Annotated in this window: 11 protein-coding genes; 6 read left to right on the forward strand and 5 right to left on the reverse strand. The window is 55.9% G+C overall.

Features of this window, described 5'->3' with window-relative positions; translation table 11 throughout:
* Positions 1-23 precede the first annotated feature (23 nt).
* From fepB to CG67_RS15535, 4 genes are all read left to right on the forward strand, one after another.
* Entirely contained in the window at positions 24-1,061 is a 1,038-nt protein-coding gene (fepB, locus tag CG67_RS15520; RefSeq protein ID WP_025903848.1) for a Fe2+-enterobactin ABC transporter substrate-binding protein, read from the forward strand.
* Positions 1,062-1,137: 76 nt separating this feature from the next.
* Positions 1,138-2,133, forward strand: coding sequence for an iron chelate uptake ABC transporter family permease subunit (locus tag CG67_RS15525; protein WP_029989721.1), 996 nt, complete (start codon positions 1,138-1,140; stop codon positions 2,131-2,133).
* The gene (locus CG67_RS15530) at positions 2,130-3,110 is read left to right on the forward strand and encodes an iron chelate uptake ABC transporter family permease subunit (RefSeq protein WP_029989722.1); all 981 of its coding nucleotides are present in this window, start codon (positions 2,130-2,132) and stop codon (positions 3,108-3,110) included. The genes CG67_RS15525 and CG67_RS15530 overlap by 4 nt, the downstream gene beginning before the upstream one ends.
* The gene (locus CG67_RS15535) at positions 3,107-3,901 is read left to right on the forward strand and encodes an ABC transporter ATP-binding protein (RefSeq protein ID WP_025903851.1); all 795 of its coding nucleotides are present in this window, start codon (positions 3,107-3,109) and stop codon (positions 3,899-3,901) included. Before CG67_RS15530 ends, CG67_RS15535 begins: the two co-directional genes overlap by 4 nt.
* Before the next feature lie 49 nt (positions 3,902-3,950).
* On the opposite strand, the gene CG67_RS15540 is transcribed toward CG67_RS15535, so the two are convergent.
* The 3 genes from CG67_RS15540 to fes are packed head-to-tail and all read right to left on the reverse strand — an operon-like array spanning position 3,951 to position 9,334.
* Positions 3,951-7,865 (reverse strand): enterobactin synthase subunit F, encoded by a 3,915-nt coding sequence (locus CG67_RS15540; protein WP_025903852.1) that lies wholly within the window; start codon positions 7,863-7,865, stop codon positions 3,951-3,953.
* A complete protein-coding gene (locus tag CG67_RS15545) occupies positions 7,858-8,079 on the reverse strand; it encodes an MbtH family NRPS accessory protein (protein ID WP_025903853.1) in 222 nt (73 codons plus the stop codon). The genes CG67_RS15540 and CG67_RS15545 overlap by 8 nt, the downstream gene beginning before the upstream one ends.
* A gap of 10 nt (positions 8,080-8,089) precedes the next feature.
* A complete protein-coding gene (fes, locus tag CG67_RS15550; protein ID WP_051546422.1) occupies positions 8,090-9,334 on the reverse strand; it encodes an enterochelin esterase in 1,245 nt (414 codons plus the stop codon).
* A 256-nt stretch (positions 9,335-9,590) separates the two neighbouring features.
* Here fes and CG67_RS15555 point away from each other — a divergent pair, with 256 nt between their 5' ends.
* A complete protein-coding gene (locus CG67_RS15555; protein ID WP_025903855.1) occupies positions 9,591-11,921 on the forward strand; it encodes a TonB-dependent siderophore receptor in 2,331 nt (776 codons plus the stop codon).
* A 70-nt stretch (positions 11,922-11,991) separates the two neighbouring features.
* Here CG67_RS15555 and dacB read toward each other — a convergent pair whose 3' ends face one another.
* A complete protein-coding gene (dacB, locus tag CG67_RS15560; protein WP_025903856.1) occupies positions 11,992-13,428 on the reverse strand; it encodes a serine-type D-Ala-D-Ala carboxypeptidase in 1,437 nt (478 codons plus the stop codon).
* A gap of 244 nt (positions 13,429-13,672) precedes the next feature.
* On the opposite strand from dacB, the gene greA reads away from it, so the two are divergent.
* Positions 13,673-14,149, forward strand: coding sequence for a transcription elongation factor GreA (greA, locus tag CG67_RS15565; protein ID WP_025903857.1), 477 nt, complete (start codon positions 13,673-13,675; stop codon positions 14,147-14,149).
* Positions 14,150-14,350: 201 nt separating this feature from the next.
* Here greA and yhbY read toward each other — a convergent pair whose 3' ends face one another.
* On the reverse strand, positions 14,351-14,644 hold the full coding sequence (gene yhbY / locus CG67_RS15570) for a ribosome assembly RNA-binding protein YhbY (RefSeq protein ID WP_025903858.1): 294 nt from the start codon (positions 14,642-14,644) through the stop codon (positions 14,351-14,353).
* Between the last annotated feature and the right edge of the window lie 62 nt (positions 14,645-14,706).

The following is a 14,706-nucleotide window of genomic DNA, read 5'->3' on the forward strand; positions in this document are numbered from 1 at the left end:
AACCGGATCCCCGGAATGTGTCAATGGGATCGTCATTTGCAGAGGAAAATCCGCGCGCTATGCGACAGTTCATTTCCGGCAGGGCCATAAAAAGCACCTTAAAATCACAGCCGCAGGTTTACATTCTGCGGGCTGCGTTACTCCTGTTATTTATCGTTTTTCGTGCTGACGCCAGCGACGGGTGGCCACGGCAGATCCACAGTGAAACAGGTACCGTGACACTTCAGCAGCCTCCGCAGCGGATAGTCTCTACCAGTGTGACGCTGACCGGAGCCCTGCTGGCGATAGATGCACCGGTTGTCGGCAGTGGTGCCGGTGCTCCGGGAGGACGCTTTACGGATGCGGAAGGTTTTTTACGCCAATGGGGGGATATCGCCCGGCAGCGGCAGGTGAAACGACTCTATATCGGGGAGCCTAACGCCGAGAGCATTGCCGGCATGATGCCGGACCTCATTGTGGTCAGTGCGACGGGGAATGACAGTGCTATCCGTCTGGTGAGCCAGTTACAGGCGATCGCGCCGGTCCTGGTGGTCAATTATGACGATAAAAGCTGGCAACAGGTGATGACATTGCTCGGACGCGCTACCGGACATGAAGCGCTGGCCGGAAAGCGGGTGGCGGAGTTTGACCAGCGGGTTGCCGGCTTAAAACCACAGCTGAAGTTACCGCCGCAACCGGTCTCTGCCATGATCTGGAACGGCGGCGGCCGCGAAGTGAATCTCTGGACCGCGGCGTCTGCTCAGGGTGAACTGTTGCAGGCTCTGGGGTTTACGCTGGCGACGCCGCCGGCTCAGGTGAAAGGCAATATCAGTATGGGGCACCGTAAAGACATTATTCAGCTGTCAGGTGAAAATGTTGCCCGCGGGCTGAACGGGAAAAGCTGGCTGCTCTTTGCCGCCGCCGGAAACACCGTACCGGACGTCCTCAGCGATCGTTTTCTGTCGCAGTCGGATGCGGTACTGAATAAACAGGTTTATGCCCTGGGCAATGATAATTTCCGGCTGGATTACTACAGCGCCAGTCACCTGCTGGATACACTGCAGAAGTTATTTACTCACTGAGTTCTCCGGGACACCGGTTTCCTGCCGGTGCCCTGATTAATGGCGGGCTTTCCCGCCGTGTAAGGTCCGGAATGTTATGCGTCAATCCTGCTTACTGATCCTTCTGGTGATCTGCCTGCTGTTACTGGTTATGCTCAGCCTGAGTGCCGGGGCCGTGCCGGTCTCTTTTCGCGAAAGCTGGCAGGCCCTTTTTTCTCCTGATCCCTGTCTGTCGCAGAACTGTACCCTTATCCGTTATGCCCGGTTACCGCGAACCCTTGCCGGTATTGCGGCGGGGGCTTCTCTGGGACTTGCCGGCGCATTACTGCAGACACTGACGCGAAATCCTCTGGCCGATACCGGTATCCTTGGCATAAATTCAGGGGCATCATTTGCGATTGTCCTGGGGATGGCTTTTGCCGGTGCAGACACGCCTCTGGCCTGGCTCGGGTTTGCTTTTGCGGGCGCATTGATTGCATTGCTGATCATCTCTCTGGCCGGTGCCGCCGCCGGGGGAAACATTAATCCGTTACGCCTCACTCTGGCCGGGGTGGCGCTGGCCGCGGTACTGGAAGGTATGACGAACGGTCTGTCGCTGATGAACCCGGATATCTATGATCACCTTCGCTTCTGGCTCAGTGGTTCGCTGGATATTCGCCAGTTTACCTCGTTACTTATTCTCAGCCCGGCGATGATCACGGGGGGAGTGCTGGCTCTGCTGCTGGCCCGCTCTCTGAATAATATCAGCATGGGCGGGGAGGTTGCGGTAACACTCGGGACCCGGGTGGTACGGACGCGGATCCTCGGGCTGATCTCGGTGGCATTACTGGCCGGGGCAGCCACCGCATTAACCGGGCCTATCGCCTTTATCGGGCTGATGGCCCCTCATCTGAGCCGCTTCCTGGCGGGATCCGATCACCGGCGGATGTTACCGGTGACGCTGCTGCTGACTCCCTGCCTGTTACTGATGGCCGATATTGCCGGGCGCTTCCTGGCGGCCGGTGAACTGCGGGTTTCTATTGTTACCGGCTTTATTGGCGCACCGGTACTGATTTTTCTGGTCCGGAGACAGTCTCAGGGAGCGATATTATGAACCGGCAACTCACGGGCGGGCTGTTGTTAATCGCAGTGCTGGTGACGGTCAGTTTTCTTGCCCTGACGCAGGGGACGTTTACGCTCAGTGCCGGGCAATTCGGGCAAGTCCTGTTGGGGAAAGCGCCAAAGGCGATGACGATGGTGGTACTGGACTGGCGTTTACCGCGAGTGTGTGCCGCCATGGTGACCGGTGCGGCGCTGGCGCTGAGCGGCGCTATCTTCCAGTCACTCCTGCGTAACCCGCTGGGGAGTCCGGATGTGCTTGGTTTTAATACCGGCGCGTTTTCTGCGGTGTTACTGATGATGGTTTTCCTGCCGGGGGAACCCGCATTACTGGCGCTGGCAGCACTGGCCGGAGGGTTACTCACCGCGCTGATGGTCTGGTTATTTGCCTGGCGTAACGGCATTAATACCTTCCGGCTTATTCTGGTGGGGATCGGGATCCGTGCGTTACTGATGTCGCTGAATAGCTGGATAGTCACTACAACCTCGCTGGATACGGCGTTATCGGCCGGGTTATGGAGTGCCGGATCCCTGAATGGCGTCAGTTGGCAGGGGTTGCTGCCGGTGGCGGGGGTGCTGATCCCGGTTGCTGCGATTGCAGGGCTGATGGCCCGGAGAATGCGTCTGCTGGAGATGGGCGATGAGATGGCTATCGCGCTGGGCGTCCCCGCCGAACGCAGCCGGATGATTTTACTGGTGCTGGGCGTCATCCTGACGGCGGTTTGTACGGCGCTAATCGGTCCGGTGTCTTTTATTGCGCTGGTAGCACCGCAGATTGCGGCCCGCTTTACCCCGGGACGGCGCGATTCCCTGGCACTCAGCATGCTGTGTGGTGCCGCTCTGATGCTGACCGCGGATTATCTGGCGACTCACCTGTTTGGGGCCTATCAGTTACCGGTAGGTGTCGTTACTGTCAGCCTGGGGGGCATGTACTTAATGAGTTTACTGATCCGTGAGACGCGTTATCGATGAAGACATTGACTTCCCCCCTGGCAGGTGAACACCTGACGCTGGGGTACGACAAAAAAATAATTATCCGTGATCTGTCGGTTGCGATACCGGCCGGAGAAATTACGGTGATCATCGGGCCGAATGCCTGCGGAAAGTCCACGCTGCTGAAAACACTGAGCCGCCTGATCACACCTGTTGCCGGGAATGTGCTGCTGAACGGTAAAGATATCAAAACGTATCCGACGAAAGAGATCGCCCGTCAGTTGGGGTTATTACCTCAGTCACCCGCGGCGCCCGCCGGGATCACGGTACGCGAACTGGTGTTCCGCGGGCGTTATCCGTACCAGACGTTGTTTAACCGGGCAGGCGCGCAGGATAATGACGCTGTCATGCGTGCGATGCAGGCGACCCGGGTGGATCACCTGGCTTGCCAGGCGGTAGATACTCTTTCCGGCGGACAGCGTCAGCGGGTGTGGATTGCGATGGTGCTGGCGCAGGAAACACCGCTGTTACTTCTGGATGAGCCCACGACCTGGCTGGATATTACCCACCAGATCGAGCTGATGGAACTGATGCGTGACCTTAACCGCCAGCATGGCAGAACGCTGGTGGTGGTGTTGCATGAGCTGAACCATGCCTGCCGTTATGCCACTCATCTGATAGCAATGCGTGACGGGCAGATTGTGGCGCAGGGTAAACCGTCGGAGATTGTGACCCCGGCACTGATTGAACAGGTCTATGGCCTGAAAGCGATGATTATCAGCGACCCGGTCGCCGGAACCCCGATGGTGATCCCCACCGGAAGAGAGTGATCATGGACGGCAGCGATCACCGTCAGTGACCGCCGCCGTCACAGAACCGCTAGCGCAGGGCTGCCGACAGCAGTCTGTCGAGTTCCGGCCCTATCCGTGCAAACACATCTTCAGCAAATATTTCTGCATGTGCACACTGGACGGGGATAATTTCTGTCCGGCTGATATACGGGGCCCAGCACTGGTCAGCTTCCATCCCCGGCTGGCGGGTTTTCTCCGCGACAAACAACGTGGCTTTCCCCCCGAAACGGGCGCTGGTCGCGGTCCCCAGTAGCCTGACCGCACTGCTATAGTTAGCACTGATGATATCAAACATCACCGACATATCTTCGCCGGCCTGGTTCCGCTGGCTGGCCATAAAGGTTTCCCGCTCCCGATCCACTTCGGCCAGCACGGCCGGGTCCGGCAGATTTTCACCCTGTCGCTGATCCCAGCGCTGAGTTTCCGGCGGCCAGGTATCAAGTAACCCGAGGAATGCCACGTCTTCGCCGGCGGCTTCCAGGCGTGCCGCGATCCCCTGTGCCAGCGTTCCCCCGAGAGAGTAGCCGGTAAGGTAGTAGGGGCCGTGGGGCTGATGCTCACGCAGTCGCTGCAGATGGTCATCGCAGAGTTCATTAATGTCCCGGCTCCGGTTGAGAATACCGCCGGCAGACGGGGACTGAACACCGATGACTGACCAGCGCGGGTCCAGATACCTGCGCAGTACACTGAACTGCCAGGCAAAGCCGGAGGCCGGATGGAAGCAAAATAAGGTCGGGCCGCTACTCAGACGCAGCGGCAGCAAAGGTTCATAACCGGCACGGCGGGCAGGATCCTCTGCGGGCTCACTGATCAGTGCAGCCAGTTTTTCCACGCTCGGAGCCACCATAATCTGACCGACCGTGACCTGACGTTGCAGTACCCGACGCAGCCGGGCAGCAAGGCGCATCGCCAGCAGGGAATGGCCGCCCAGCGCAAAGAAATCATCGCCGGCAGAGACAGAGTCACAGTTCAGCAGTGCAGCAAACTCTGCCGCCAGCTGGCTTTCCAGCCCGGGGGCAGGGGCGCGCCGGACCGTATCGCATTGTACAGAAGGCAGAGGCAGGGCTTTACGATCCAGCTTTCCGTTAGGACTCAGCGGGAAGGCATCGACCTGCATAATGGCGACCGGCACCATGGGCGGTGGCAGGCAGGCTTGCAGAGCTGTCAGTATCTGCCCGCTGTTCACCGGCGCCGGGCTTATCACATAGGCGATCAGCTGACGTGAGTCTTCCCATCCTTCGCTCTGTGGACCCAGGGTTCTTGCCAGCGTCACCGCCTGATCAATGCCCGGCAGTTGCAGTAGCTGGTGGTCTATTTCTGTCAGTTCAATGCGCTGGCCACGAATTTTCAGCTGATCGTCATTACGGCCCAGGTATTCAATGGCGCCGCTGGCCAGACGACGTACTACATCTCCGGTCCGGTACATCCGTTCACCCTCGCCACCGGGCAGTGCCACAAAGCGGGAGGCGGTCAGCCCCGGGCGACCCAGATAGCCTTTCGCCAGTTGCACTCCACTGAGCCAAAGCTCCCCGGCCACACCGGCAGGGAGCGATCTGAAACGGTTGTCGAGCACATGTAAACCGGTGTTCCAGACCGGATAACCAATCGGTACGCTGTTACCGGTGACCGCGGCTAACTCCGGCCCGAAGGCCGGATAACTGCTGACATCCACCGCGGCTTCGGTCGGTCCATAGAGATTATGCAGAGGGGCACCGCAGACAGACTCCCACTGACGTGCCAGTGCAGTCGGCAGGGCCTCACCGCTGCAAAATACCCGTTGTAACTGGTTTCCCAGGCGACGTGCACTTTCAGCACAGAGTGTGGTGATAAAGGCCGATAACATCGACGGAACAAAATGCAGCGTGGTGATACGATAATCAAGCATCAGTTGCAGCAGAATATCCGGCTCACGATGGGCCTCCGGAGGGGCCATCATCAGGCGGGCCCCGGTGATCAGTGGCCAGAAAAACTCCCACACCGAGACATCAAAGCTGGCCGGTGTTTTCTGTAAGACCACATCCTGAGCCGTGAGCGGATAACTGTCCTGCATCCACAGCAAGCGGTTAACAATGGCCTGGTGTCCGACCAGCACTCCTTTCGGCCGACCGGTCGACCCTGAGGTATAGATCAGATACGCACCATCCTGCGGGGCCGGTGGCTCAAACGTGATATCCGGTGACGGTTCCGGAAGTAACGACTGATAGTAGCAGGCCGGGACGGTGCTGAGTTTCCGGAATCGCTCAGCCAGAGCACTTCCGGTGATCAGCAAGGCCGGTGCGGCATCCTCCAGCATAAACTGCAAACGTTCATCCGGATAACCGGTATCCAGAGGCAGCCAGACGGCACCGACGCAGACGATCGCCTGCAATGCCAGCGAAAGGAAAACGGAGCGGGGCAAAGCCACCGCAACAATATCCCCGCGCCTGACTCCGGCATCGTTCAGTTGTTGTGCCAGAGCGAGTACCTGCCGGTGCATCTCATGGTAGGTCAGTGTGTGATGAATATCTGCCAGCGCCACGGCTTCCGGTGTACGTTCGGCCTGCCGGCGAAGCAGGCTGTACAACGTTTCCGGCACTAACGGGACCTGTGTCCGGTTGAGATCACGGATCTGACGGGCTTCATCCTCCGTCAGAAGTCCGGCATCGCCGCACTTCAGTCCGGGCCTTTCCCCGAAACGGGCCGCCAGCAGAGGCAGACGTTGCAGATAGCCTGCCAGTTGTTGCGGCGTATAACGTTCGGCGTTAGCCAGCAGTTCGATGGTCAGGTCCCCGTCTTCGCCGGGATACAGCGCAATTTCAAGATCACGCACCGGCCCCGATGCCAGATGCTCTGTTTCTGCGGTCACGCCGTCAAAATCCAGACGGTAGTCAAACATTTTGACGTTGATCACCGGTCCGTACAGGGGGTGATGATCTGCATTCAGACCGGCATCCCGCATAATTTGCTCAGCGTTGAAACGCTGGTGCCGGCGATTTTTTTTGATTTCCGCGGCAAGGCGGGATGCCAGCGCCGGCAGAGTCAGTTCCGGATCATAATCGACCGCCATCGGTAAGACGTTAATGACCGGTCCGGTGGCACACAGGGCTGCTGAGCCAAGACGGCGCATAAAGATAAACCCGGCGCTGAACGGTTGTTGTCCTGTCAGTCGGGCCAGCCACAGAGATACCAGAGCGATAGCGCCATCGGTCAGTGTTAACCCGTGAGCGGTAAATTGTTCACTGAGCGGTTGTAATCCGGCAGCGGGCAGCACCTGTTGCTGACGTATCAGTCGGATGCCCGGGACCTGCCCAGAGAGAGTCTGTTCCGATAACGTCACCGGAGACGGAAGTGTGGCCAGCTTTTCCTGCCAGTAGCGGCTGTCGCGTTGCCATGCGGGAGAATCCTGATACTGCAGGTATTCGTCGACGACGGCAGAGAACGGAATAAAAGGTGATGATGTTTCCGGCGTTTTCTGCATCCTTGCGGTATACAGCCCGGCGATATGCCGGGTCAGTGCGGCAAAACTGAATCCATCCACGGCGATATGGTGATAACGCTGGTACCAGAGCCAGTGCGTATCGCCAATCTGTAATAACAGATGCCGGTACAGAGGTTTTCCGGAGGTGATACGCAGATCGCTATCGAGATCCCGGCGAATGTAGTCTTCAGCGACGGCCCGGGGGTTTGTTTCCTGCCGTAAATCATAATATTCCGGGACGATAGCCGGGAGCGGACCAGGAATTTGTACCGCTTCGCCGTCCTGCTCTTTATACCGCATCCGGAGAGTATCGGCGCTGGCCATAGCGCTGATAATGGCCGCACTGAGCACCGGCTGAGAAAGTTCGCCGGGAATATCTATCAGGTGGGCAACAGCGTAGGCATTGCGGTGGGGGGACAGCTGATCAGCCAGCCAGATCCCCGGCTGAGCGGCTACCAGCGGTAACGTATTTTGTTTCTCAGTCATGATGATTTTCCCGGGCGGTAAATGACGCGGGACGAAGCGTATCCCCGTTCTTTTCCAGCCAGAGCAGGCACTGTTCCAGTGTGTCCGGGCCCGCGACCTGTTCCCAGCCGGCCGGGATTTCCATCCGGTCAGGCCACACGCTGTACTGTTGCTGGTGGTTTTTTAAAACACAGGCCGTTGCCTCTGGCTGGTCAAAAGGATGCAGATGATCCACGTCAGGCTCCTTATTCGTCGCTTTCAGGGAAGGGGGATGACTCACCGGGGCCGAGCAACGCCTGTAACCCGCTCAGCAGCCCTCCGCGCCAGCATAGCGCATCGTGCCCGCCCTCAATCTGCGTCAGGGTTGCCTCGATATTCCGGCGTTGTAATGCCCGGAAAAGTTCATCACCGGCCTGCCAAACCACCGGTTCACGGCGGCCCGCCTCAAGATAGATTTTTCGTGGATGAGAGGAGAAATGGCCTTCGTCCAGTTCGCGGGTCAGAACACCCCGGGTGCCTCCGTGCTGAGGCCACCAGAACGACCCGGACAGGCTGATAGCATTGCCGAAAACGTCCGGCCAGTTTAGCGTGGCATAGACCGCGGCAAGGCCACCGAAACTCTCTCCGGCAACCAGAGTGCGGGCGGCGTCGTGCTGCCAGCCGGTCTGCCGGGAAATCAGCGGCAAAAGTTCCTGCTGCACCGCTAACCAGAAATCTTCATTACAGGGCAGCTCATGACTGCGGTGCTGACGATCGATGGTATCTATCATGACGTAGATGGCAGGTGGTAGTTTTTGCCGATCTGTCAGGGACTGCAGGGGGGCTGCCACCGGCATCTGTTCAGCCCAGAACTGTCCGTCGAGCAGCAATACCAGGGGGCGGTTCGGGGCTTCAGGCCGGCCTGTCTCGCAGAGCCAGACAGTGCGTTGATTATTCAGTCGCTGACTGTGCCACTGTAACCGGCGGATGTTCAGGGGTAAGGCGTGCCCCTGATCCAGCGGAGCCCAGTCGGCCTGGCAGGGTGCCTCCGGCATATGCAGCGGAGAGACTGACATGCCCCGTCCACCCTGCCAGGGGCGTAGCGGGTTCAGCGGGTCATGACCGGCGATGGCAAACTTTTCGCGCCACCAATCCTTGCGCTGATCAAGGTCGGTTAACCTCTCCGGCGATTCGGCAGACGTATCCGGGATCAGGCAATAGCTGCCGCGCCAGTCGGCCGGGAGTTCGGTCTGCCAGTACCAGACATCGCTGCCGGTGATCCGCTGTAAGGAGCGGGGGGGGGCCGGCTGATGATGATCCGTAATACCGGTGATATTAATCCAGACATGCCGGAAGGCTGACGTTTTTTCGCTACCCTGCGGGTCACGCCAGAGGAAGGTGACCCGGCAGAGCGCGTTTTCCAACCGCTCGATCAAGGGTAATCCTCGTTGTTGCTGTTGTTGCCACCAGAAGTCAGTTCCGGGAGAGATAAGCCATTCAGGGGTCACCATCGGCACCGTGTTCAGATCAATAAAGGGTAATAGTATTGATAATACTATTGATAACTATTTCCATTTGCAATAGTCTGTTTCACCGCCTGCCGTTGTCGCACTTAAGCAACTGTTCGTTGCCTTTGAACCTTTTTCAGGCGCACAGAGCATAAGCAGTTGTCCGTCGCGGACTGCAGCTAAAACTTTTTAAAATAGTGGCTAAATAAGCGGTTCCTCGCCATCACATTCCCCATGGCAGAGGACCAGGATCCCCATAATGAAAAAATTATCCCGACTTTCAACTGCGATTTGTCTTGAGCTGGGCGTCAGCGCCTTTTTTTCTTTTCAGGTGATGGCGGCAGAGACCGCGGCTGTGACAGGGACGTCGGCCAGCCAGCAGCAAGTGACAACTCAGGCGCAAGACAGTAAGACGCAGGCCGGGAGTGGCACGCTTCTTGTGACCGCCAGACTACAAAATCTACAGGCACCCGGTGTGTCGACCATTACTGCGGATGAAATCCGTAAACATCCGCCAGCCCGTGATGTGTCAGAAATCATCCGCACCATGCCGGGCGTCAACCTGACCGGAAACTCCACCAGTGGTCAGCGCGGAAATAACCGGCAGATCGATATTCGTGGTATGGGGCCGGAAAATACCCTGATCCTGATCGATGGTAAACCGGTGTCCAGTCGCAATTCTGTCCGCTTTGGCTGGCGGGGCGAGCGTGATACCCGCGGTGACACCGGCTGGGTACCGCCGGAAATGATCGAACGTATCGAAGTCATCCGTGGCCCTGCGGCTGCCCGTTACGGTAATGGTGCGATGGGAGGGGTGGTCAATATCATTACCAAACAAGCGACCAATCAGTGGCACGGTTCCTGGGATACCTATCTGAATGCCCCGCAGCACAAGTCTGAAGGTTCCACCAAACGGACTAACTTCAGCCTGATGGGGCCGGTATCTGACAGCCTGACATTCAGTCTCTGGGGCAACCTGGATAAGACGCAGGCAGATGCTTATGATATCAATGAAGACCATACCACTCCCCGCAGTGGTTCCTATGCAGGTAGCTACCCGGCAGGACGCGAAGGGGTTATTGATAAAGAATTGCACGGCAAACTGAACTGGGAATTTGCCCATAATCAGCACCTTGAATTTGAAGCTGGCACCAGCCGTCAGGGTAACCTCTATGCCGGCGATACGCAGAATACCAATACCTCGGCCTACGTGAAGTCTATGTACGGTAAAGAAACTAACCGTATTTACCGTCAGAACTATGCGCTGACATGGACAGGGGTCTGGGATAACGGTATCAGCACCAACACTTATGCCCAGTACGAAAGAACCCGTAACTCCAGGATCACCGAAGGGCTGGCCGGCGGTACGGAAGGTATTTTTAATACCAATGCCGGCTTCTCGGATATCGATTTAAGTGATGTTCTGCTGCACAGCGAAGTCAGCATTCCGTTTACCGCGCTGGTTAACCAGAACCTGACGCTGGGAACGGAATGGAACCAGCAAAAAATGAAAGACGGTATTTCCACCAGTCAGGCACTGACAGGGGACCGTACCGGGGGGGCTATTGACGGCGTGACTACCGGTACCCGTAACCCTTACTCCAGCGCCGATATTTTCTCGCTGTTCGCTGAAGATAATATGGATATTACCGACAGTACTGTGCTGACCCCGGCATTGCGTTTTGATCATCATTCCATTTCAGGGACTAACTGGAGTCCGTCCCTGAACCTGTCGCAGAACCTGACAGATAATGTCACCCTGAAAATGGGGATTGCCCGGGCTTATAAAGCGCCGAATCTGTATCAGACGAACCGGAGTTATATTCTCTACAGTAACGGGCAGGGATGTAATGGATATGCCGGTTCGGGACCCGGATGTTATCTGATGGGTAACGATAACCTGAAAGCCGAAACCAGCGTCAATAAAGAAGTGGGGCTGGAGTACAAAGATGATGCCGGTTTGCAGGCGGGTATCACCTGGTTCCGTAATGACTATCGCAACAAGATTGAGGCGGGTACACATTCTATCGGAACCAGCAGTACCGGAACCTATATCTACCAATGGCAAAACGTCCCGAAAGCGCTGGTGGAAGGATTGGAAGGCACATTGAATATTCCGGTGACTGACACACTTAGCTGGAATAATAATATGACCTGGATGTTGCAGAGCAAAAACAAAACCACCGGTGATCGCTTATCTGTTATCCCGCAGTTTACGCTGAACTCCGGTCTGACCTGGCAGGCGCGCGAAGACCTGTCTTTAGCGACAACCCTGACCTGGTATGGTCGTCAGAAACCTAAACGGCTTGATTACCGCGGTAATGTGGTGAGTTATCCGGATACCCGCGAAGTCAGTCCGTACAGCATTATTGGTGCCAGCGCGACCTGGGATGCGACGAAAAATGTCAGTCTGACCGCCGGCATCGAAAATATCTTTGATAAACGCCACTTCCGTGAAGGAAATGCCCAGTCGACCGGCACTATCACCTCTACGGGCGTGGTCGATCCGATCACTATCTACGGTGCAGGTGCCAACACGTACAATGAATCAGGCAGAACCTTCTATATGAGTCTGAATACTCACTTCTGATCCTGTTCTGATAATGCATCACCCATAAAAAAGCCGCTTTCATGACTGAAAGCGGCTTTTTCTTTGCCCGTTAGTATTGCTGATATAAATCGCGATACAGACGACTTTCAAACCGTACCAGCGGGGCACGGCGGGTTCGCTGGTCCTGAGGCGGTACTGCGTAACCGGAAAGGTACTGCACAAAGGCAATCCGGGTACCGCTGGCCGTGGTCAGGAATCCGGCCAGGTTATAAACCCCTTGCAGTGAACCGGTTTTCGCAGACAGCTTACCGTCAACACCGGCTTCATGCAGTCCGCCACGATACTGCAGTGTGCCGTCATGGCCGGACAACGGCAGCATACTGATAAAGTCCAGAGTGCTGTCATTTTTACCGATATATTGCAGGGCCTGCATCATCGTTGCCGGAGAAACCAGGTCATGACGTGATAACCCTGACCCGTCCATCTGAACGGTATTGCCTAAATCAATACCCGCTTTTTCCCGCAGAATACGTCTGACCGCATCTGAACCGGCACGGTAGGTTCCCGGGACATTGAAATAGTAGTGGCCGATCGTCCGGAAAATGGTATCCGCATACATGTTATCGGACACCTTCAGCATATGGTGCAGCAAATCATGCAGAGGTGCCGAGTCATGGCTGGCCAGCAGCGTCGCCGGAGGCGTCGGCTGCGTGCGGCGCAGAAGATGGCCGGTATAGTCGATATCCGCCTGACGTAATTCATCACGCAGGATCTCTCCTGCCCAGGCCGCCCCGTTCTGTACGGCAAACGCTAACGGTAACGGGTCTGCCCGTTTACGCAGACAGCCGGTCAGGGTGTAGCGGTTCAGTTCGCCCGGCACGACATCCAGCTCGCAATATTGCCCTTCACCGGAGTCAGGGGCAATCGTCCGTACTTCACTGAACATATGCGCAGGATAATAAGACGCGATACGGATATACGCATTTTTCCCCGGCGTATCAGCGCTATACAGCGCCACTGAGAAACAGTTTTTATCGATAATTGCAGCCCCCGGTGGGGCATCAAAACATTGTGTCAGGTCATTCCAGGGCCAGCCCGGCGCCGCATCATGGCTGGCGAACACAGAAGTATCGATCACCAGGTTGCCATCAATATGGGTAATACCCTGTTTTTTGAGGCTGCTGACCATGGCCCGCAGATCCTGGCGGGTAAAGCTCGGGTCGCCGGCAAACCGGGCGACCAGATCCCCTTGTAATGTTCCGTTACTGATTTTCCCGGAGGTTTCAAACGTGGTACGGAATCTGAAATCTTTGCCCAGCTCCAGCAAAGCGCTCAGCGCCGTGAAAATTTTCATGGTACTGGCCGGCAGCGCCATTTGCTCACCATGATAGTTGACCAAAGGTTCCTGCGAGCCGACTTTTTCTGCCAGAAATGCCAGACTGGCCCCGGTCGGCAGATATTGTGTATATTGCTCTACAGGAATAGCTGCCTGGGCCTGCAGAGTAAAAGCGAGAGTCAATCCTGATATAAGTCGTAAAAATCGCATAATCTCGGGCTAAGTAACGGAGGAAGTCGCAATACTACGTCCCCTTATAGGGCAAAGTAAACGATGACCCATAGGGAACTCCGGGGTAAAATACGTATCAAAATGAAAAATTGATCCTTGTCTGTGGTGAATATTGCCCCGGACAGGGTTGTTTTATTCTGAAATTAACGCGTTGCAGAACGTTGTTTTCTGCAGTCATCAGTCAGGATGACACTTCTACACATAAGATAACGAGGAGTTTAAGATGAGTCAGGTTCCTATGACGCTGCGTGGGGCTGAGAAACTGCGTATAGAACTGGAAGAATTAAAAACAGTTAAACGTCCGCGGATCATTGCCTCAATCGCGGAAGCCCGTGAACACGGGGATTTAAAAGAGAATGCCGAATATCATGCAGCTCGTGAAGAGCAGGGTTTTTGTGAAGGGCGTATTCAGGAAATCGAAGCGAAATTATCAAACGCACAGATCATTGATGTGACTAAAATGCCAGCCACAGGACGGGTTATTTTTGGTTCAACTGTGACGGTTTATAACACCGCGACCGATGAAGAGTCGACTTACCGCATCGTGGGTGATGATGAAGCTGATTTTAAGCAAAATCTGATTTCTGTGAATTCACCTATGGCACGTGGTTTGATTGCAAAACAGGCAGATGATGTCGCCATTATCAAAACGCCGGGCGGCGATGTGGAATATGAGATCCTGCGGGTGGAATACCTGTAATCTCTTGCTACGCTTAAATTACTTGCGGTGAACCCTACAGACATCCCGGGCAGTCATTGCCGTGAAATCTGAGCGTTAAAGCGACACCGGGACCTTGAGCGTGGTAACATAAGTTGTTCTGCAGGAATGTAAAGAACAGAAAAGGCCGCGGTGCGGCCTTTTCACCCACACCGGAGCGTGGCAATTTCTTTGGCGCCGGAATCAGCGTGGCAGAGAAATTTTGTTTTCTTTAGAACGGCGATACAGCACCAGTATTTTGCCGATAACCTGAACTTCACAGGCTTTGGTCTCACGGACGATTGCGCTAACAATTAAGTTTTTTGTTTCGCGATCTTCGCCGGCAATTTTCACCTTGATCAGCTCATGGTGTTCCAGTGCACTTTCGATTTCCGCCAGAACACCTTCAGTCAGGCCGTTGTTACCTAACATGACAACGGGTTTCAGGGGATGTGCCAGACCTTTGAGGTGCTGTTTTTGTTTGGTACTCAGATTCATCGTATTATTTACTTACTCAGGGATTGAAAACAGGTCATTGTACCGCCATCTCTGGGTTATCG

Origin of the sequence: Tatumella sp. UCD-D_suzukii, assembly GCF_000611875.2 — a bacterium.
GTDB classification, from domain to species: Bacteria; Pseudomonadota; Gammaproteobacteria; order Enterobacterales; family Enterobacteriaceae; genus Tatumella; species Tatumella ptyseos.